Annotated in this window: 18 protein-coding genes and 1 pseudogene; 10 read left to right on the top strand and 9 right to left on the bottom strand. The window is 71.5% G+C overall.

All coding sequences use genetic code 11. The annotated features are described in order from the left end of the window. The first annotated feature begins 336 nt into the window (after positions 1-336). Positions 337-1,086, top strand: a complete 750-nt coding sequence (locus AMA02S_RS01095) for a GntR family transcriptional regulator (RefSeq protein ID WP_067450044.1) — start codon at positions 337-339, stop codon at positions 1,084-1,086. Next, on the top strand, positions 1,087-1,641 hold the full coding sequence (locus AMA02S_RS41180) for an NUDIX domain-containing protein (protein ID WP_067450042.1): 555 nt from the start codon (positions 1,087-1,089) through the stop codon (positions 1,639-1,641). A 13-nt stretch (positions 1,642-1,654) separates the two neighbouring features. On the opposite strand, the gene AMA02S_RS01085 is transcribed toward AMA02S_RS41180, so the two are convergent. From AMA02S_RS01085 to AMA02S_RS01075, 3 genes are all read right to left on the bottom strand, one after another. Then, positions 1,655-2,626: a sensor histidine kinase gene (locus AMA02S_RS01085; protein WP_245667295.1), complete on the bottom strand. Its 972-nt coding sequence runs from the start codon at positions 2,624-2,626 to the stop codon at positions 1,655-1,657. Positions 2,627-2,694: 68 nt separating this feature from the next. Then, the gene (locus AMA02S_RS01080) at positions 2,695-3,366 is read right to left on the bottom strand and encodes a response regulator transcription factor (RefSeq protein ID WP_245667294.1); all 672 of its coding nucleotides are present in this window, start codon (positions 3,364-3,366) and stop codon (positions 2,695-2,697) included. Between the two features lie 93 nt (positions 3,367-3,459). Then, the gene (locus AMA02S_RS01075) at positions 3,460-3,849 is read right to left on the bottom strand and encodes a RidA family protein (protein ID WP_067450036.1); all 390 of its coding nucleotides are present in this window, start codon (positions 3,847-3,849) and stop codon (positions 3,460-3,462) included. A 62-nt stretch (positions 3,850-3,911) separates the two neighbouring features. Here AMA02S_RS01075 and AMA02S_RS01070 point away from each other — a divergent pair, with 62 nt between their 5' ends. Next, positions 3,912-4,511, top strand: a complete 600-nt coding sequence (locus AMA02S_RS01070; RefSeq protein ID WP_067450034.1) for a CGNR zinc finger domain-containing protein — start codon at positions 3,912-3,914, stop codon at positions 4,509-4,511. A gap of 234 nt (positions 4,512-4,745) precedes the next feature. Here the strand turns inward: AMA02S_RS01070 and AMA02S_RS01065 are convergent, their stop codons facing one another. After that, positions 4,746-6,227, bottom strand: a complete 1,482-nt coding sequence (locus AMA02S_RS01065; protein WP_067450031.1) for a glutamate-cysteine ligase family protein — start codon at positions 6,225-6,227, stop codon at positions 4,746-4,748. Between the two features lie 252 nt (positions 6,228-6,479). On the opposite strand from AMA02S_RS01065, the gene AMA02S_RS01060 reads away from it, so the two are divergent. Next, complete coding sequence (locus tag AMA02S_RS01060; protein WP_067450027.1) at positions 6,480-7,826, top strand: sensor histidine kinase; 1,347 nt, start codon at positions 6,480-6,482, stop codon at positions 7,824-7,826. A gap of 93 nt (positions 7,827-7,919) precedes the next feature. On the opposite strand, the gene AMA02S_RS01055 is transcribed toward AMA02S_RS01060, so the two are convergent. Next, positions 7,920-8,468, bottom strand: a complete 549-nt coding sequence (locus AMA02S_RS01055; protein WP_067450024.1) for a YceI family protein — start codon at positions 8,466-8,468, stop codon at positions 7,920-7,922. 204 nt (positions 8,469-8,672) lie between these two features. On the opposite strand from AMA02S_RS01055, the gene AMA02S_RS01050 reads away from it, so the two are divergent. The 3 genes from AMA02S_RS01050 (at position 8,673) to AMA02S_RS01040 (ending at position 11,122) form a co-directional block, all read left to right on the top strand. After that, complete coding sequence (locus AMA02S_RS01050) at positions 8,673-9,479, top strand: L,D-transpeptidase (RefSeq protein WP_245667293.1); 807 nt, start codon at positions 8,673-8,675, stop codon at positions 9,477-9,479. A 101-nt stretch (positions 9,480-9,580) separates the two neighbouring features. Further along, positions 9,581-10,291, top strand: coding sequence for a choice-of-anchor P family protein (locus tag AMA02S_RS01045; RefSeq protein WP_067450021.1), 711 nt, complete (start codon positions 9,581-9,583; stop codon positions 10,289-10,291). A 195-nt stretch (positions 10,292-10,486) separates the two neighbouring features. Continuing rightward, the gene (locus AMA02S_RS01040; protein WP_084264393.1) at positions 10,487-11,122 is read left to right on the top strand and encodes a protein kinase domain-containing protein; all 636 of its coding nucleotides are present in this window, start codon (positions 10,487-10,489) and stop codon (positions 11,120-11,122) included. A gap of 272 nt (positions 11,123-11,394) precedes the next feature. Here the strand turns inward: AMA02S_RS01040 and AMA02S_RS01035 are convergent, their stop codons facing one another. Then, complete coding sequence (locus tag AMA02S_RS01035) at positions 11,395-12,195, bottom strand: alpha/beta fold hydrolase (protein ID WP_067450015.1); 801 nt, start codon at positions 12,193-12,195, stop codon at positions 11,395-11,397. A 24-nt stretch (positions 12,196-12,219) separates the two neighbouring features. Next, positions 12,220-12,765 carry an RNA polymerase sigma factor SigE gene (gene sigE / locus AMA02S_RS01030; protein ID WP_157430308.1) on the bottom strand — a complete coding sequence of 182 codons (546 nt, stop codon included), beginning with the start codon at positions 12,763-12,765 and terminating at the stop codon, positions 12,220-12,222. 186 nt (positions 12,766-12,951) lie between these two features. Between sigE and AMA02S_RS01025 the strand changes: the two genes are divergently transcribed. From AMA02S_RS01025 to AMA02S_RS01015, 3 genes are all read left to right on the top strand, one after another. Next, positions 12,952-14,265 carry an esterase-like activity of phytase family protein gene (locus AMA02S_RS01025; RefSeq protein ID WP_218004809.1) on the top strand — a complete coding sequence of 438 codons (1,314 nt, stop codon included), beginning with the start codon at positions 12,952-12,954 and terminating at the stop codon, positions 14,263-14,265. A gap of 121 nt (positions 14,266-14,386) precedes the next feature. Further along, entirely contained in the window at positions 14,387-15,973 is a 1,587-nt protein-coding gene (locus AMA02S_RS01020; protein ID WP_067450008.1) for an acyl-CoA synthetase, read from the top strand. A gap of 82 nt (positions 15,974-16,055) precedes the next feature. Continuing rightward, on the top strand, positions 16,056-17,681 hold the full coding sequence (locus tag AMA02S_RS01015; protein WP_084264391.1) for a serine/threonine-protein kinase: 1,626 nt from the start codon (positions 16,056-16,058) through the stop codon (positions 17,679-17,681). A gap of 1 nt (position 17,682) precedes the next feature. Here the strand turns inward: AMA02S_RS01015 and rho are convergent. Both rho and AMA02S_RS01005 read right to left on the bottom strand, forming a co-directional pair. Next, a pseudogene (gene rho / locus AMA02S_RS01010) lies at positions 17,683-18,777 on the bottom strand (transcription termination factor Rho); the annotation flags it as partial. Positions 18,778-19,326: 549 nt separating this feature from the next. Further along, on the bottom strand, positions 19,327-20,274 hold the full coding sequence (locus AMA02S_RS01005; RefSeq protein WP_067450003.1) for a hypothetical protein: 948 nt from the start codon (positions 20,272-20,274) through the stop codon (positions 19,327-19,329). Positions 20,275-20,288: the final 14 nt, after the last annotated feature.

The raw sequence follows: 20,288 nt of genomic DNA, 5'->3' as shown, positions 1-20,288 counted from the left end.
GGCGTCGGGCCTTGGAGGCCCTCCTTTGGCGGGCACTGCGGCGATCGCTGCATCGCTTTCGACTCGCCCTGGAGGGCTCGCTTCGCGATCAGGTTCTCGCTCCGCTCGCCCCTGGCTTCGCACGCGATCGCAACGTTTCCGGTTGTTGCCGACTGGGGTTTCGTACTTCCTTCGGGTCCGCGGTCATCTGTATTGCTTCGGCTGTGTGGTCGTCCTGTGGCCCTTGGTGTTAGCCACTAATCGCCATCTTCCCGCCACTGTCGGTATAGGGGACGGGGAGGTAGAACGTTGTAGCGTGTGTGGGGCCAAAGTACGCAGTTCGAAGCAGGATCTGGTATGCCGCGTCCCCCCACGAAGGCCCAAGCGATCACCAGTGCGCTGGCCGCCCGGATCGTCGAGGGCGAGCTGGAGCCGGGTGTGTGGCTGCCCTCCGAGCGGGAGCTGGCACGCGAGTTCACCGCTGATCGGTCCACCGTCCGGCGGGCGCTGCGGATGCTCGCCGACCAGGGGCTCGTGCAGGTCAAGCATGGCGCGGGCGTGCAGGTGCGGCCGGAGCGGCCGGTGCGGCGCGCGGCGTCGGACATCACCCGGCAGGTCGGTGGCTGGCGCGGGTTTCACGTATCCGCGCAGTCGGAAGGACGCAGGCCGTTCACCCGGACGACCGTCCGGGAGGTGGACGCCGACGCCAAGCTCGCCCACCGGCTGGCGGTCCCGGCCGGTACGCGGGTGCTGGAGCGGGCCCGTGTGCAGGGCGTCGAGGGGGAGCCGCCCGTCCAGATCGCGACCACCTGGGTGATCATGGAGGTGGTGGCGCGGCTCCCGGTGCTGCGGGAGGTCGACACCGGCCCCGGTGGGATCTACTCGCGGCTGGAGGAGGCCGGGTACCGGATCCTGTTCGAGGAGTCGGTGACCTGCCGGCTCCCGCGCGGCGACGAGCAGGAAGCGCTGCAGATCGGCTCCGGCCAGCCCGTCCTGACCTTGTGGCGCCGCGCGTACGACCAGGATGAGCGGGTGGTCGAGGTCACCCACCGGGTGGTGGTGGGCGACCGGCACGAGCTCGTGTACCGCTACGGATCGGGGGCCTGAATGCAGGACGAGAGGGAGCCCGCGGTCCGCCAGGTCCGCACGCGGGTCGTCTACGAGAACCCATGGATGATCGTCCGGGAGGACGAGGTCGAGCGGCTGGACGGCTCCCGCGGCATCTACGGCGTCATCGACAAACCGGACTTCGTTGTGGTCGTGCCCGCGGAGAACGGCGGCTTCCACCTCGTCGAGGAGTACCGCTATCCGATCGGCCGCCGCACGTGGAGTTTCCCGCAGGGCGCCATGCCCGGCCGCCAGGAGGCCGTCCCGGAGGATCTCGCCCGCCTTGAACTGGCTCAGGAGACCGGCCTGCGCGCCGGGACCCTGACCCACCTCGGCTTCCTAAACTGCTCCCATGGGACGAGCGGCCAGGGCTTCAACACCTTCCTCGCCACCGACCTCGAACCCGGCGAGACCGACCGCGAGCCCGAAGAACAGGACATGCGGCAGCGGTGGTTTCCCCAGGACGAGTTCAAGGCCCTCATCCGGGACGGGCTGATCACCGACGATTCCACCCTGGCCGCCTACGCCCTCCTCGCCCTTCACGAGAACTCCTGACCGCGGCGCCGGGTCAGTCGCCGGGCAGGGTGACGCGGACGCGGCAGCCGCGGGCGGTGTGGAGGACGGTGATGTCGCCGCCGTGCAGGTCGGTGGCCCAGCGGGCGATGGCGAGGCCCAGGCCCGTCCCGCCGCCCGGGGTGCCGGCGCGGGGGCCGAAGGCCGTGCCGCGGGAGAAGCGCTCGAAGACGCGGGCGCGCTCGGCGGGCGGGATGCCGGGACCCTCGTCGGCGACCTCCAGGACGAGGGCGCCCGGAGCCGGGCCTGGCCGGGCGGTGACGGTGACGGCCCTGCCGGGCGGGCCGTGCCGGACGGCGTTGGCCAGGAGGTTCGCGACGACCTGGTGGAGGCGGTCGCGGTCGGCGGTGGCGTGCAGGCCGGGCGTGACATCGGACTCGAACAGGGCGCCCGGGTTCCCGGCTGCGGCCTCGGCGGTGACGTCGGCGATGAACGCGGCGACGTCCAGGCGGGACAGGTCCAGCGCGGCGGCGCCCGCGTCCACGCGGGACAGGTCGAGCAGCTGCGTGACCAGGCGGCCGAGGCGCTCGGTCTGGTCGAGCGCGGAGTCCAGGACGGCCGGGGTCGCTGGTGTGACGCCGTCCGCGACGTTCTCCAGGACGGCCCGCAGCGCGCTGATCGGCGTGCGCAGTTCGTGCGAGACGTTCGCGACGAACTCGCGGCGCTGCCGGTCGACCTCCGCGAGGTCGGCGGCCATCCGGTTGAACGCCTGCGCGAGCTCGCCGACCTCGTCCCTGGACGTGGCCCTGACGCGGCGGCTGTAGTCGCCGCGCGCCATCGCCCGCGCCGCCGCGGTCATCTCGCGCAGCGGGGCCGTCATGCCGTGCGCGAGCAACTGGATCACCACCAGCGAGATCAGCACGCCGACCGGCATGGTCTGCCGGGCGCGGAACCCCAGCGGGTATCCCCACAGCACGATCAGCACCGCGACGCAGGCCGTGACCACGACGACAACGCCGAACTTCACTTTGATCGAGCGTAGCGGGTCCAGGGGGCGGGGCAGTCGTGCCCACAGCCTGTGGACAACTCTGCCCATCACGCGATCTCCAGGCTGTAGCCGACGCCGTGCACCGTCCGGATGAGTTCCTGGCCGAGCTTGCGGCGCAGCGCCTTGACGTGGCTGTCGACGACCCGTGTCCCGGACGCGTCCACCCAGTCCCACACCTGTTCGAGCAGGACGGCGCGGGTCAGCACCATCCCCCGATTCCGGATGAGGCAGGCGAGCAGGTCGAACTCGGTCGGCGTGAGATGCACCTCCCGCCCGTCCCTGCGCACGCGCCGCGCCCGGGGATCGAGTTCCAGCGGCCCGACCCGAAGCGGCGCCAGCGCGGCGTCCGGCACCGGGCGCTCGACCCGGCGCAGCACCGCACGGATCCGGGCGACCAGCTCCCGCATGCTGAACGGCTTGGTCACATAGTCGTCGGCGCCCACGCCGAGACCCACGAGGAGATCGGTCTCGTCGTCACGCGCGGTCAGCATGAGCACCGGCACCGGTCGCTCGGCCTGCACCCGCCGGCACACCTCCAGGCCGTCGAACCCGGGCAACATCACGTCCAGCACGATGAGGTGCGGCTCGCACGTCCGGGCGCGCTCGACCGCCGTCGGCCCGTCCCCGGCGAGTTCGACGGCGAACCCCTCCGCCACCAGCCGGTCCACCACCGCCCGCGCGATCGTCGGCTCGTCCTCGACCACGAGGATGCGTGACACGTTCCCACTCACAAGCCCCGACTCTAGAAGCCCGACATGTGTGCTCAGCGTGTGACTTGTGCGGAAACCGTGAAGACCGTCGAGCCCCGTGCGTCACACGACGGCGACGGCGTCGATCTCGACGAGGAACCCGGGCCCCAGCCCGGCGACGACGTGGACCGTGATGGCCGGCGGAGCGTCGGCCGGGTTCCACTCCTGCTGGAAGGCGGCGAACCCCTCCTCCAGCGTGTGCCCGTCCACCACGGCGATGGTCCAGTGCACGATGTTCGCCAGGCCGGCCCCCTCGCTCTCCAGGATGGCCGCGAGGTTGCGGAACGCCTGACCGGCCTGCTCCCCGACCGAGGGCCCGACGACCTTGCCGTCGGCGCCGACGCCGTTCTGCCCGCCGATGTAGATCGTCTTCCTCGGCTGCTCGACCACGACGGCCTGGCTGAAGGCCGGGCTGCGGTGGAGCCCCTCGGGGTTGATGTGCCGTACGCCCATGTGCCGCCTCCTCTGAAACCGGTTATACCGGTGTTGCTTGGGAAACCAGTTATAGTGGTTGCATGCGAGGGAGCACAACCGGTCGGGTACTGCACGACCCCAAGGGAGGGTCGTTCCGGTTCGACGCCGGCGCGGTCTGCCTGGACTTCGCCCACACGGGCGGAGAGGGCCAGTATGCGGTGTTCGAGACCCTGCACACCCCTGCCGACCTGGAGGAATGGCTGGCGCAGCCGCCGCTGGCCACGATCTTCACGGTTCCCATGACGGCCCGCGAGCTGACCGCCGCCAAATCCCTCCGCCAGGCGATCTGGGACACGGCGCACGCCCGCGCGGCGGACCGTCCGCTCCCCGCCGAGGCGGTCGCGACCATCAACCGAGCCGCGGCCGCGCCGCCGCTGGCCCCCGAACTGACCGCCGACGGCACGACCGCGTGCTGGGCGCCGCCGGTGCGAGCGGAGCAGGTGCTGTCGACGCTGGCGCGGGAGATGATCGAGCTACTGTCGGGGCCGGCATCCGAACGCATCCGCGAGTGCGCCAGCGACAACTGCCCCTTGGTCTTCGTCGACCTGTCGCGCCCCGGCGCCCGCCGCTGGTGCGCCATGGAACGCTGCGGCAACCGCCACAAACTCCGCGCTCACCGCGCCCGCCACGCCGCTGAGTAGTTCGCCCGTACCCCAGCCAGTGGCCTGAACCGTGCCCCGGGCAGGTTGAACCGCACCTGCCGATTTGATCCGTACCCCGGCGGGTTGAGCCTCAGCTGTCGGTTACGGGACAGGCACCGGAGCGAGTACAGCGAGCGCAGGGGCATGCCCGGCGCGCCGCTCCCCCGGAGCGAGCGCTAGCGAGTGAGGAGGTGGCGAGCCCGCGCAGCCGGGGGGATTGGGGCCCCCAAAAGATCACGGTCCTATGGGCCAGGTGTGGACGGGGGCGTTGTCTCGCATGTTCTCCACGTAGGCGAGGGTCATCATGCGGAGGGCTTCGTGGCGGGAGGTACCGAAGGACTCCTCGATGGAGTGGACGGTTTCGATCTGCCAGGCGGAGCCGGTCTGGCCGGTGAGGCAGCGTTGCTCGATGATGCCGAGAAGGCGGTCGCGGCGGGACGGGTCGACGCCCCAGCGGTCGAGGCCCTGGTGGGCCAGGGGGAGGAGACGGCGCAGGACGAGTTCGGTCGCGGGGACTTCGCCCATGCCGGGCCAGTAGAGGGTGGCGTCGAGGCCGTGGCGGGCGGCGCGGTGAAGGTTCTCCTCGGCGGTGTTGAAGGACATGCGCGTCCAGACGGGGCGTTCCTCTTCGGCGAGCATCCGGACCAGGCCGTAGTAGAAGGCGCCGTTGGCGATGACGTCGGCGGCGGTCGGGCCGCCGGGGAGGACGCGGTTCTCCACGCGTAGGTGTGGGCGGCCTTTCACGACCGCGTAGATCGGGCGGTTCCAGCGGTAGACCGTGCCGTTGTGGAGGGTCAGTTCGCCGAGTTCGGGGATGCCGCCCTCGTCCAGGACGGTGGCGGGGTCCTCTTCGTCGCAGAGGGGGAGGAGTGCGGGGAAGTAGCGGGTGTTCTCCTCGAACAGGTCGAAGACGGAGGTGACCCAGCGTTCGCCGAACCAGACCCGGGGACGGACGCCCTGGGTCTTCAGTTCCTCCGGGCGGGTGTCGGTGGCCTGCTCGAACAGGGTGATGCGGGTCTCGTGCCAGAGTTCGTGGCCGAACAGGAAGGGGGAGTTGCAGCCCACCGCGACCTGGGCGCCGGCGATGGCCTGGGCGGCGTTCCAGTAGGCGCCGAACTGTTCGGGGCTGACCTGGAGGTGGAACTGGACGCTGGTGCACGCGGCCTCGGGGGTGATCGTGTCGGTGTGCATGCGCAGCGGTTCGGGGCCGTCGATCGCGATGTGCATCTCCTCGCCGCGGGCGGCGAAGATCTGGTCGTTCAGCATCTTGTAGCGGGCGTTGGCCGAGAGGGTCTCCTCGCCGATGTCGGTGCGGCGGAGGGTCGGCAGGATGCCGATCATGACAAGTTGTCCGCCGACCTCGCGGGCGCGGGTGCCGGCGTGGTCGAGGTGGTCGCGGACCTCGGCCTCCAGTTCGCCGGTGCCTTCCCCGCCCAGCTCGCGCGGCGGGATGTTGATCTCCAGGTTGAACTGGCCGAGCTCGGTGGCCCAGGCCGGATCGGCGATGGCCTTGAGCACGTCGGCGTTGCGCATCAGCGGGTCACCGAGGGAGTCGATCAGGTTGAGCTCGATCTCCAGTCCGATGTGGGGGCGCTCGAAGTCGAACTGAGCCTCGCCCAGCATGCGGGCCAGCACGTCGAGGCAACCGCGGACCTTGTCCCGGTATCGCCTGCGGTCCTCGCCGCTGATGGTGACCGAGGCCACGTCCCTGCCCATGTGTCCGTCCCTGTGCTTCGGAGGAACCGTCATAAAACGGGATGTCCAGGTAAGGCGTGGTAAAAACCCGACATCCCGTTTCGGGCCCCCGATTCGTGACCGATCGGTAGCGTTGGCGGGCAGGGGGTGCACCTCCTGCAAAACGTGACACTCTGTGATGGACGGCGAGGCCCACCGCCGCCGCCGGGGTACCGGCGGCTATCCCCTCGGGCGGCGCCGCGAAACGTTGTGGCGCCGCTGACGGGAGGGCCGATGCGCATGCGCCCCCGGTCGATCAGGTCCCGGGACACCCTGATCGCCGCGGTGCTTGCCGTGCTGGTGCTCGGTCTCATCGCCGTCGGCATCGATCTGGGCGTGCGCAGCGCCGTCAAGGCCGACCTGTTGAAGGAGATCCAGGTCGACGCGCGGCGCGCCAGCGGCGGCGTCCGCGACGGTTCCCTGCCGACCCCGATCCCGGACGAGACGGGCGGGCGGATCCTCGTGCAGGTCGTCGGGCCGGGCGGGCACGTCCTGGACGCCACGTCCGCGGCGACGGGCAGGGAGCCGGTGAGCATCCTGTGGCCGACCGCGGAGCTGCGGGTCCGTGACTTCGTGGAGTGCCGCGGCAGCTGGCCGGACCGCGAGTGCTTCGTCGTCGAGGCGATCCGGGCCACCACGGCGCCCGATTCCGTCGTGGTGTACGCGTGGGAGCCCATGCCGGCCTATCTGGTGAACGGCGTGCTGGAGGTGCTGTTCTGCGCGATCGTGCTGGCGCTCGCCACGCTGGTCGCCTGGATCACCTGGCATGTCGTCGGACGGACGCTCGGTCCCGTCGAGGCCATCCGGGCCCAGCTCGCCGAGATCAGCGGCAGCGATCTGAACCGCCGGGTGCCCGAGCCGCCGGGCGAGGACGAGATCGCGCAGCTCGCCCGTACCGCCAACGCGACCCTCGACCGGCTGGAGAGAGCCGTCGGCCGGCAGCGGCAGTTCGCGTCCGACGCCTCCCACGAGCTGCGCACGCCCATCGCCGGGCTGCGCGCCAACCTGGAGGACGCGTCCATGCATCCCGAGGACAACGACCTGCGGGCGGTCGTCGACTCGGCGCTGCGCGACACCGACCGGCTGGAGTCGATCGTCACCGACCTGCTGCTGCTCGCCCGCATCGGGACGGGCGCCTCCGCCGAGGAGTCCATCGACCTGCCGCGGCTCGCCGAGGCCGAGATCGCGCGGCGGACGTTCGCGCTGAAGGTCAGCACCGAGCTCGACGGCGACGTCATGGTGCGCGGCGTGCGGATGCAGCTCGTCCGGCTGCTGGGGAACCTGCTCGACAACGCCGAGCGGTACGCCGACGAGGTCGTGTCGGTCGGGGTGACGCGCGAGGACCGCCATGCGCTGCTGACCGTCACCGACGACGGTGCGGGGATCCCGCCGCAGGACCGTGAGCGTGTCTTCGAGCGCTTCACCCGGCTGGACAGCGCGCGCAGCCGCGGCGCCGGCGGCACGGGCCTCGGTCTCGCCATCGCGCGGGAGATCGCGCAGGCCCATGGCGGGACGCTGCGCGTCGAGGAGTGCACCCGCGGCGCCCGTTTTGTCCTGCGGCTGCCGCTCGCCGCCGAGTAGCGGCCCGCGAGGACGCGGAAAGGGCCGTCCACGAGGGTGGACGGCCCTTTCCGCGAGTGGCGTCCGGGGGCGCGGCGGACGCCGGGGGCGAGATCAGGCGCGGACGGCCTGGACCTCAAGCTGGATGTCGACCTTGTCGCCGAGCAGGGCCTTGTCGCCCTTCAGGGGCACGTTGAACTCGATGCCCCAGTCCTTGCGGTTGATGGTGGTGGCGGCGGAGAACCCGGCGCGGGTGCCGCCCCAGGGGTCCTCGGCGACGCCGTGGAACTCCACCTCAAGGCTGACCGGACGGGTGACGCCCCTGATGGTGAGGTCACCGTCGAGGTAGTGCTCGCCGGCCTCGGTGCGGACGCCGGTGGTCGCGAACGTCATCGTCGGGTGGTTCTCGACGTCCAGCACGTCGGAGCTGCGGACGTGGGCGTCGCGGTCGGCGTTGCGAGTGTCCAGCGAGGCCATGGTGATCTCGACGGTGGCGGTCGAGTCGGCCGGCTCCTCGGCGAACTGGACGACGCCGCTGAACTCGGTGAAGCTGCCCCGTACCTTGGTCATCAGATGCCGGATGGTGAAGGTGACCTCGGAGTGCGCGGGGTCGATGTTCCAGGTGCCGGCGGTCACGCCGGGGGCGACGGTGGCGATGCTCATGAGTCTCTCCAGTGGCGGTTGTTGTTGAACCTTCAACGACTTTGAGGTTAGTTGAGGGTTCAAACACTTGTCAATCCTCCCGTGTTCCCGTCCCCGCCGCAAAGGTCCGTCGCGTTGCGTGCAACCTCGGGTGAGGCTCGTGCGTAACGAGAGGTCACAGAGGCCAGCCGGGACGGCCCGGCGACACGAACACCTGGAGTCCTCGTGACCGACGAACTGCCGCGCGCCGCGGCCCGCGGACCGCGCGGGCCCGCGGCGGGAGCGGCGGCCCTGGCGGCCATCGCGCTGCTCGCGACCGGATGCGGAGGGGGCCATAAGGCCGCGACCGCGCGGACGACCCCGGCGGGCGCCGGGGCGAACCTGCCTCGCGCCACCACCTACACCACCATCGAAGACCTGCCGCAGGACACCACCCCCTTCGCCGGAGGTGACGGGACGGTGCTGCACCCGGCCGACACGGTCCCCGTCTCGGCCGGTCCCGGCGCACCGGCCGTCGCCGAACTGCCTGCCAGCCAGCTCGGCGGGCCCACCTGGGTCCCGGTCGTGGAGACCAGGCCCGGCTGGCGGCGGGTCCTGCTGCCGAGCCGGCCCAACCGCGTGACCGGCTGGATCCCCCAGTCGGCCGAGGACGAGACGGCGCGCAGCACCCACCAGGTGAAGGTCGATCTGAGCGACCGCCGGATGACCCTGCTCCAGTCCGGACGCGAGACCGGCTCCTGGAAGGTGGCGGTCGGCGCCGCGAAGACGCCCACCCCGATCGGGCGGACCTTCGTCCTCGCGCTGCTCGCCCCGGCGAAGCCGACCTTCAGTCCGCTCATCCTCCCGCTCGGCGCGCACTCCGACACGCTCGACACCTACGGGGGCGGGCCCGGGACGGTGGCGTTCCACGGTTGGACGTCCCCGTCCGTCTTCGGCAAGGCGATCACGCACGGCTGCGTGCGGGTCCCGGCGGACGCGCTGAAGCGGCTCGCCAAGGTGCCGATCGGCACCACCGTCCTCATCACCGCCTGACCCGCCTTTCCCACTCCGGATCGCCCGCGCGGCCGGCTCCCGCCCACCCACTCGAACGAGAACCACGCCGGTTCTCGACGCCCAAGGAGACAACTGTGCGTATGCAGGCCCTCACGAAGTGCGCCATCGCGGTTGGCGCGCTCGCTCTTCCCTTCACCGCCGCCACCCCCGCCGCCGTGGCCACCCCCGCCCCGGGCGCCGCTTCGGCCGCCGCCATCTCCGCGAGCGGGCCCGTCGCGATCCCGGCGACACCGTCCGTGGCCGGCGCCTCCCAGCTGCCGGTGCGCCGGAGCGTGGCCGAGCTTCCGGCCAACCCCCTGGCCGAGGCGCGGTCGCTGTCGGCCGCCGCCTGGGCCGGGCACGGCCGGGCCTCGGTCGCCGACCTGAAGATCGCCAAGCTTCTGCTGTCCGCGAGCGCGGTCACGGCGAAGTGCGAGAACGGCCACGGCGTCTCGCGCCTGGCGAAGGCTGTCCTGAACGGACGCCGGTTGGCTGTGACCGCCGACCCGAACACCACCGTCACCGCCCGGCTGAACCAGGTCGGCGTGGTGTCGGTGACGCTGAACAAGCAGGTCCGTGAGCGGAACGGGGACCTCAGCGTCACGGCGATCGAGATCGGTCTGCCGCTCGGGCCGGGCGGGACCCAGACGCTCAAGATCGCGTCCGTGACCTGTGGAAAGGGCGGCGGGCCGCGGCCGACGCCGCCCACCACGCCGGGGCACCCTGGCTCCCCGGCGCCGTCCCCGTCCGCGCCGCCAGCGGCGGCCCCCGCGCCGACCCCGGTTCCCGGCGACCTTCCCGTGACCGGCTGACCCCGCCCACCGGGCCCTGGACAGCCAGGTGAGGTGGTGATCACGCGCCGTGATCGAGCCGGTTGCTGGGGCGGCTCGATCACGGCGCTTTACCCACTGCCCGGCCGGACGGTCGGCACGTCCGCAATGCGATGGAGCCGGATTTACGGTCGATAATCCGCTGTGCCTTGTCAGATCCGTGTGCCAATGTGCCCGATGAACGGGTCATGGCTGGAGGGCTGTGTGGCGGACTGGCAGGTGTCCGGGTTCACCGAGGTGCGGGAACTCGGGCGCGGCGGGCAGGGACGGGTCGTGCTCAGCCGCCACGACCGGGCGGGCACCCCCGTCGCGATCAAGTACCTGGCCGCCGGCGCCGGCGAGCGGGACCGCGACCGGTTCCGCCGCGAGGCCCGGATGCTCGGTACCGTCGACAGCCCGCACGTCGCCCGGCTGTACCGGCTGGTCGAGAGCGAGCAGGGCACCGCGCTGATCATGGAGGCGGTCGATGGTGTCACCCTCAAGGCCGTCCTGGACGAGCACGGCGCGCTCGGCACCGAGGCGGCGCTCGTCGTGCTCAAGGGCTCGCTGCTCGGGCTCGCCGCCGCGCACGCGGCCGGGGTCGTCCACCGCGACTACAAGCCGTCCAACGTCGTGGTCCCGGCGGACGGGCGCAGCAAGCTGATCGACTTCGGTATCGCGGGGGCGGCCGGGGAGGCGTCGACGGCGGGGACGCCCGCCTACACATGCGCGCCGGGATCGTGTACCGGGGGCCGAGGCTGCTGTCGGTCCGCTACCTGGTGTCCACGCCGGTGTACGTGGCGGGCAGCACGTCCATGGGGTCCATGGCGCTGAACATCGAACTCGCCACCGGCCGGACGCTCGGACCCAAGCAGATCTTCACCGAGCGTGCGCTGCGCCGCGAGACCCTGCCGGAGCTGTCGCGCCGCATCCCGCCGCCGCCCGCCCGCACGGGGGCGGGCTGCGACTACTTCCCGCTGGCCAGGCGGGCGAAGCTGGGCGGCGACCCGTTCGGGAGCGTGTCCGTCGCGCTCACCAGGGATCATCTGGAGACGCTCTTCGCCCCGGGTGAGAACTGCTATGTCTTCGCCCTGACCCATGACGGATCAGGCGGCCGCGGTGCGGAGGGGATGGGCGCTGCCCTCCAGGAGGACGCGGGCCACCTGCGGCGGATCGTCCCCCATGGGGACGTGGCCGCAGCCCTCAAGCCAGACGAAACGGGCGTTGGGGAGGCGGCGCTGGGCGCGGATGGCCTGGCTGCGCAGGAGCAGGCGGTCCTTGGTGCCCCAGGCGATGGTGACGGGGACGTCGGCGCAGGCGCCGAGGAAGCGGGTGGCGCGCCCGGCGCGGAGGGTGGGTTCGAACCCGGCGGCGGTGCGCATGGCGCGGGCGTCGCCCGCGAGGGCGGCGATGTCCAGCAGGTCGGGGCGGCCGTAGATCATGCCGAACATCGCGTTGCGGCGGCGCGGGGACCGGGCCAGGCGGGCGAGGACGGTGTCGGGGACGCGGGCGGCGAGCCGGGACGCACGGAGCACCGAGGCGGCGTAGCGGAGTTCGGGGGCGGTGAAGAAGCCCGCCGGCGACAGGACGGTCGCCGAGCTGACCAGGCCCCGGTCGGCCGCTTCCAGGGAGAACAGGCCGCCGAGGGAGTTGCCCGCGATGTGCGGGCGGTCGAGGCCGAGGTCGGCGAACGTCGCGGCCAGCACCGACATTGCCGCGTCCAGCGTGTACGGGGTGCCCGCGGGCAGCGGCGGGGACGCGCCGAAGCCCGGCAGGTCGACGGCGATCACGTCGCGTTCGGCGGCGAGCAGGTCCAGCACGGGGGACCAGGCCTGCCAGCGGTGGCCGATGCCGTGCAGCAGGACCAGCGGAGGGCCCTCGCCGCGGCGCTCGAAGACGATGTCCACGAGCCGAGGTTAATCAGAAGTTACTCACCGGTCACTAGTGATGCCGGTCACAGTCTCCACGGGGCGGCGGTGCTCCAGCGCGGCGCGGAGTTGCGCGCGGCCCCGGTGGATGCGCGACCGGACGGTACCGAGCTTGACGCCCAGGGACGCGCCGATCTCCTCGTAGGTGAGCCCCTCGATGTCGCACAGGACGACGGCGGCCCGGTACTCGGGGGCGAGGCCGTCCAGCGCCTTCTGGATGTCGGCGTCCAGATGCCGCTCGTCGTAGGACTGGGCGGGGCTCGGCTCGCGACCCTGGAGCCGCTCGGCGGCGTCGTCGCCCAGCGCGTCGAAGCGGATCCGCTGCTTGCGCCTGGCCCGGTCCAAGAACAGGTTGGTCGTGATGCGGTGCAGCCAGCCTTCGAATGTCCCGGGACTGTAGGAGGACAGCGAGCGGAAGACCCGGATGAAGACGTCCTGGGTCAGATCCTCGGCATCGTGCCGGTTCCCCGTGAGGCGGTATGCCAGCCGGAACACCCGCGTCGAGTGCTCGCTGACAATCTCCTCCCACGTCGGAGGCGTCCACGCCATCGCGCTTGCGCTCACCACTACCCCCGGTCTGATATGAAATCGTTACGGCCAAGCATGCAGGTACCCGGATAAGAGCCGTGTAAGAACGACCCGCGTGGCCGGATGCGGCACCTCCGCCGATCGTCACGAACCCCGCCGTCACCTGGGCATCATCCGTCCGTCACCCTGTGCCCCTACCGTCCGCGTGTGACACATCGCTCATTGCTCCGCCCGTCCGCGCTCGCGGGGGCCGTCCTCATCCTGATTTCCGGTACCGCCGCAACGTCCGGTACCGCCCACGGGTCCGAGACGGTGGGTCCGTCCGGAACCGCCGTCCTGCCACGGATCCCGCTCGCCCCGTTCCAGAACGCGGTGCTGCCCGGCACCGTCGACGACGACAGGGGCGTGGCCCTCGGCGGCGTGGGCAGCGACCTCTTCCACGCCAAGGGCGATCGTCCGGACGAGTTCTGGGCGATCACCGACCGGGGCCCGAACGGCACCGTGCAGGTGGGCGGTGCGGAGCGCGTGACCTTCCCCGTCCCCGGGTTCGACCCGGTCATCGTCAGGCTCCGCGTCCGCAAGGACGGCATCAAGATCACCAGGACGCTGCCGATCACGAACCGGGCGGGCCGTCCGGTGACCGGACTGCCGAACGTCGAGGGACGCGAGGAGGCGCCCTATGGCTTCGACGGCGGGACGCGGCTGGCCTTCAACGCCGACGGGATCGACTCCGAGGGGCTCGTCCGGACGAAGGACGGCGAGTTCTGGGTGGCCGAGGAGTACGGCCCGTCCCTGCTGCACCTCGACCGGCGCGGCCGGGTGATCGAGCGGTACGTCCCGCAGGGCTGGACCGGGAAGCCGAGCTATCCGGTGAAGGCGACGCTCCCCGCGATCCTTAACAAGCGGACCTACAATCGTGGCTTCGAAGGTCTGACAATCTCACCTGACGGTAAGTCCCTGTACGCGGCGGTGCAGAGCCCTCTGTCCAACCCCGACAAGAAGACCTACAAGGCGTCCCGGAACGGACGAATCTTCAGGTTCGACCTACGCAAGAGGCAGGTGTCGGGGGAGTACGTCTACCGCTTCGAGGACGTCTGCTCGTTCGACCCGTCCGGCTGCGGCGATCAGAACGAGATGAAGATCTCCGGGCTGGCCGCGCTCGATGACCAGCGGATCCTGGTGGCGGAAAGGACCGACAAGGTCGCCCGTGTCTACACGGTTGACCTGCGCAAAGCCACCGACATCAGCGGTTCGCGATGGGACGACGAGGTGACGGCGCCGTCGCTGGAGAAGTCCACCGGGGTGCCCTCGGGGGTCACCGCGCTACCCAAGGAACTGACCGCGGACCTGTCGGCGGTGCCCGGGATGCCCGGCAAGATCGAGGGCATCGCGCCGGCCGGCCGCCGCTCGCTCGCTGTGATCAACGACAACGACTTCGGGCTGGGCACGTTCGGTCCGGACGGCCGCCTCATCGACAGCGGCGTCCGGACGTCGATCGTGTACGTGCCGCTCCCGCGGTGACTGGATGTAACGGATGTGATACATCTCATTGAATGGAAATATCGCGGGTAATTGAGTACTTATGTACTCGCGAGGATGATGCGGAGGGCTCGCACCCCACCCCGAGACGCGAGGACGTGGCATGGCACGAAGCTACAATCTGGCCGATCTGCTGGAGATCATGGCGGCTGCCGGACCGGAGCGTCCCGCCCTCGTCGCGGGGGAAGCCCGACGCACGTACCGGGAGCTGAACGAGCGCGCGAGCCGGGTCGGCCACCACCTCGCGGGTGCGGGGGTCCGGCCCGGCGAGCACGTCGCGATCCTCGCCTACAACCGGGCCGAGTGGGTCGAGGCCATGTTCGGCATCTTCAAGATCCGCGCCGTCCCGGTGCCGGTGAACTTCCGGTACGTCGCCGCCGAGCTGCACCATGTCCTGTCCGACTCCGACTCGGTGGCGCTGATCGGCGAGCGCTCGCTGCTGGAGAAGGTCGAGGAGGTCCGCGCCGACCTACCGAAGCTGCACCACGTCGTGGTCCTGGAGGACCATGGCACAGGCGAGATCCCCGGCGCGGTGGAGTACGAGAAGGCGCTCGCGACCGCTGATCCGTCGGACCGGTTCCCGGAACGTTCCGGCGACGATCGCTACATCATGTACACGGGCGGCACCACCGGCTATCCCAAGGGTGTCGAGTGGCGCTGCGAGGACATCTTCTTCGGCGCGCTCGGCGGCGGGAACCCGCTCGGCGAACCGGTCGGCAGCCCGGAGGAACTCGCTGAGAACGCCCGCCGGCCCGGGCTGCCCGTCGTCGACTGCGCGCCGATCATGCACGGCGCGGGGCAGTGGGTCGCGTTCATGGGGCTGTTCCACGGCTCCAAGGTCGTCCTCTACACCGGCCACGCGTTCGACCCGGACGCGGCGCTCCGGCTGGTCGCCGAGGAGGAGGCCAACGTGCTCATGCTGGTCGGGGACGTCATGGCGCGCCCGGTGGCGGAGGCACTGGCGGTCGGCGGATACGACACGTCCTCGCTGATCGCGATAGCGTCCGGCGGCGCGCCGCTCACCCAAGGGGCACGGGAGGCGCTTCAGGCGCACCTCCCGAACGTGCTGTTCCTCGACAACTACGGCGCGTCCGAGACCGGTGCGTGCGGCCCGTCCGTCGGCGGGCGGGAGGGCACCGCGCGGTTCCAGGTGAAGCCCGGCGTCACCGTCCTCGACGACGACCTGACGGTGGTCGCGCCCGGTGAGATCGGGCGGCTCGCGCGCAGCGGCCACATCCCCCTCGGCTACTACAACGACCCGGCCAAGACCGCGTCAACGTTCTTCACCGACGCCGAGGGCACCCGCTGGTCGGTCCCCGGCGACTTCGCGACCCTGGAGGAGGACGGCACGATCACGCTCCTCGGCCGCGGCTCCCTGGTGATCAACACCGGTGGCGAGAAGGTGTACCCCGAGGAGGTCGAGGTCGCGCTGAAAGACCATCCCGGCGTGGCGGACGTCGTGGTGGTCGGCCTGCCGGACGAGCGGTTCGGGCAGCGTGTCGCGGCCGTCGTCGCGCCCCGTCCCGGCGCTGAGGTCACACTGGACGGGCTGGTCGGGCACTGCCGTGACAGGCTCGCCGGCTACAAGTTGCCACGGCAGCTCCAGCTCGTGGCCGCGGTGCAGCGGACGGCCGTCGGCAAGTCCGATTACAAATGGGCCAAGAAGGTGTTCGCGGAAGCGGACGCATAACACTTCTTTACCATCGCGTTCCCCCCGGGCATCGGGCCTCAGCGCATTTCCATCACGCGCGCAAGTGCGGCACGGTCAAAGAATGATTGAACCGGACGGGGCGTGGCTTGAGCGCATCCGGGCGCATAACTTCCCCATGAAAGGGGATCGGTTGATACCGCTCGCGCGACGGTATCGCCTTCTCTCTGTGGTCGGCAGAGGGGGCATGGGTACCGTCTGGCGGGCTTATGACGAGATGCTCGACCGTGACGTGGCGGTCAAGGAGGTCCACCTTCCCGAGCGGATCACCGAGGCGGAGCGCAAGGTGCTGTGCCGGCGCCTGCTTGGCGAGGCACGGGCCACCGCCGCGCTGAAACATCCCGGCGTGGTCGCCGTCCACGACCTGATCGTCGAGGACGGCCGCCCCTGGATCGTGATGGAGTTCCTGGAGTCGCGTTCCCTGCACCGGCTCATCGCCGACGGCGGTCCCCTCGGCGTGCGGCGCGCCGCCGAGATCGGCGCCGAGGTGCTGTCGGTGCTGCGGGCCGCGCACGCGGCGGGCATCCTGCACCGCGACGTGAAGCCGAGCAACGTGCTGATCTGCGAAGACGGCCGTGTCCTGCTGACCGATTTCGGGCTCGCGGTGCACATGGAGCGGGGCCGCGAGGCGGCGGAGACGCTCGTGGCGGGCATCGAGGGATCGCCTGCCTACCTCCCGCCGGAGCGGGTCGACGGCCACCCGAGCGTGGAGGCGTCGGACCTGTGGTCGCTCGGCGCGACGCTCTACACCGCGGTCGAGGGCTTCTCCCCGTTCCTGCGCTGCCACGCGCTCGCGTCCATGGTGGCGGTGCTGCTCGGCGAGTACGCACCCCCGGTGCGGGCCGGAGAGTTGACGCCCGTCATCGAGGGACTGCTGCGGCAGCGGCCGGAGGACCGGCTGTCGGCCGAGGCCACCGCCGTCCTGCTGCGGGAGGCGGCCGGGCCGGCGGCGGAGCCGGGCGCCACGGCGATGCCCCCGTCCCGGCGTCCACGGGTGCGGCGCGGCACGTCCCGGCGGGGCGGGTTCGCTTCGCGCGCTCCCACGCGGCCTGCGGTTCCGGTGCGGGCCACGGGGCCGGGGCGGCGGCGCGGCGGCCCGATGCGGCGACGGGTGGCGGGACTGCTGCCCGGCGGGCGGCTGCGGCCCGGGGCCGTGCTCAGCGTGGCGGTCCTCGCGGCGCTCGCGGCGGGCATGGGGACGTGGGCGGCCCGGTGGACGTCCATCGGCAAGAGCGACGCGGTGGCACTGCGCCCCGCAGCGGGCGTGCCGGTCAGGACGGCGAAGTACCGGGAGGCGGGCGCCTACTCGGTGCGGGTACCCGCGGGCTGGCAGGCCGAGCGGCGCGGCGCGGTCATGGCATGGGAGGACGGCGACACCGGGCGTGGGCTGCGCATCTCCCCCGCGCCCGGGGAGCCCCTGGCGGGGCTGCGCACGGCGGAGTACACGGCGGTCCGGGAGAGCCGGTATCCGGGGTATCGCCGGCTGCGCCTGGAGGCGGCGCCCGAACTCGTCGACGGTGCGGCCGAATGGGAATTCACCTGGCAGGACGACGCGGGCGGCGAGCACGTTCTGTGCAGCCGCGTGGCGGGCTATGAGTTCCGCTTCTCCGCGCCCGATCCGCAATGGACTCCCGGTCAGCGCCTCTACGACGGAATCCTGAAGTCGTTCAAGCCCGAAAAGGCGGAGTGACTCAGGTCGTCTGCTGGAGGCGGAGCAGGAATTCCGCGTTGGAGGCGGTGCCCTTCATCTTCTCCAGGAGCTGCTCGACGGCCTGCTGCCGGTCGAGGCCCTGGAGGGCGCGGCGGAGGCGGCGGCCGAGGTCGAGCTCCTCGGGCGACATCAGCAGCTCCTCGCGGCGGGTGCCGGACGCCTCGATGTCGACGGCGGGGAAGATTCGCCGGTCGGCCAGGCCGCGGTCGAGCTTGAGCTCCATGTTGCCGGTGCCCTTGTACTCCTCGAAGAACACGTCGTCCATGCGGGAGCCGGTCTCGACCAGGGCGGTGGCGAGGATGGTGAGCGAGCCGCCGTTCTCGATGTTGCGGGCGGCGCCGAAGAACTTCTTCGGGGGGTAGATGGCGGTCGTCGCGACGCCGCCGGCGAGGATGCGGCTGCTGGACGGCGCCGCCAGGTTGTAGGCGCGGCCGAGCCGGGTGATCGAGTCGAGCAGCATGACCACGTCCCGGCCCTGCTCGACGAGGCGCTTGGCGCGCTCCACGGCCAGCTCGGCGAGCGCGGTGTGCTCCTGGGCGGGCTTGTCGAACGTCGAGTGGATCACCTCGCCGTCGACGGACCTTTGCAGGTCGGTGACCTCCTCGGGACGCTCGTCGATGAGCACGACCATGAGGTGGACGTCGGGGTTGTTCAGGCCGACCGCGTTCGCCACGGCCTGCAGGATCATCGTCTTGCCGACCTTGGGCGGCGACACGATCAGCCCGCGCTGGCCCTTGCCGATCGGCGCGATGAGGTCGATGACGCGGGTGGCGAGCGGGCCGGTGTCCAGCCGCAGGCGCTCCTCGGGGAACAGCGGCGTCAGCTTGGCGAACTCGGGGCGCGCGGCCGCGTCCTCGGGGGACAGGCCGTTCACCGTGTCGACCGACATCAGCGAGGTGAACTTCTCCCGGTTGGACTTCGGCGCTCCCGCCGTGCCGGACACGGCGTCGCCGGGGCGCAGCCCGTACGTTCTGACCTGGGCGAGGGACACGTGCACGTCGTCCGGGCCGGCGAGGTAGCCGGAGGTGCGCACGAACGCGTGCTTGTCCTGGACGGCGAGGATCCCGTGGAACGGGACGGGGGCCGCGGCAGGTGCCGCGGCGGCGGCCTGCGCGCCCGCCTGCTTGGCGGCGGCGGAACGCCGGCCCTTCTGCCGGGCCGGCTGGGAGGCCCGGTGGGCCTTGTGCTCTGTTGTACTGGAATGTTCAGTGATGGTGGAAGCGGACATGGGGGTCCCTTCTCAGGTCCGGGCGGAACGCTCCGCACGGCCTGAAATCGATTCCCGCGTGCGGCAGCGGAACCCGCGGCGCGTACGCGAGAGGAATGCAAGAAAAGCAGCTCGGCTCTCCGGGCTGACGTCGGCTCCCTTGTGCGGCGGCCAGCACGCTCACGACGTGTATCTGACCGAGGACCACCGGGCGCTCAGATGGCCCGGGCGGGGAAAGAGACGTCCTCACCGCATACGGCGGAAAACCGAAGACGCTGCCTCGAATGTACAACACTCCGGCCCGTTTGTGCATTCCCGAAGGTCAGGCCGTTCATCTGGGTCTCCCTGGAGTCGCGGACGCCTACGGCCTCTTATGACTCCGCAAAGATCCCCGGGGTTCCGGTCGGCAGGGTGCGATCATTCGGGCGCCGGGCTCACCGACAGCACCCGAAAGCGCGCCCGGTCGATCATCGCGTCCTGGAGGCAGCCGCGCATGCGCCGCAGCGCGTGCTCGCCCAGTGCCGGACGGACGACCAGCGCGAACCGATCGCCGCCGAGCGCGACCGTCCCGCCGCCCTCGACGTAGGGGCGGGTGGCTCCTCGGCAGTACTCCCACAGCCGTACGACCAGCGGTTCCACGGTCGTGGCGCCGGTCTCGCCTCGCGTGGCGGCCTCGATGACCACGGTGCTCGCGGCGGCCGCCACCGGACGGTCGGGACGGTCCTGCGTCCGCTCCGCCAGTTCGTCCACCACCAGCGCGGTCACGAGCAGCACCGCCAGCGTGACCGCCGCCGCCCGCAGCCACGCCGTCCGGTCCGGACGTGGCGGAGCGAGATCGGGGGCCCCGGCCAGCACGCCCCCGGGCGGCGGTTCCAGCGCGTCCGGCAGCCGGACCCGCCCGAGCGTCCCGGACCGGCCGCCCCGGCCGAACGCGGCGGCGAGGCGCTCGACGAGCGCCGCGAGCCCCGACACCACGATCCCCGCGCCGAGCAGCACCGGGATGAAGACCCGGTAGGCGTCGCCGTCGGGCTCCAGCCAGCCGAAACGCTGCGTCTCGTCCACCTGGCGCGCCGCGTACGGGGCGCGCTCCGAGGCGCGCTCCGAGACCCGCCGCGACGGCACCGCCGACAACCGCGCGGGCGACTCCACCGGACGGGCCGTCCCCTCGATCAGCTCCGTCAGCCGCCGTTCCATCCGCGCCAGCCGCCGCGCCCCCAGCACGGCGAGCAGCACCACGAGGCCGACCAGCAGCAGTTCCCCCGCCATCAGCGCCCGCTGCCACTCCCACCGCGCCAGGTAGATCACCACGTAGGCCCCGGACCAGAAGATCGTCACCCCGAGCCCCAGGAGGACGACCCCCCGCATGCCCCGTCTCCCGT

The sequence above is a fragment of the Actinomadura macra NBRC 14102 genome, assembly GCF_001552215.1.
GTDB lineage: Bacteria > Actinomycetota > Actinomycetes > Streptosporangiales > Streptosporangiaceae > Spirillospora > Spirillospora macra.
The sequence above is the reverse complement of the archived record's forward strand: the minus strand, read 5'-3'. Positions and strand labels throughout refer to the sequence as shown.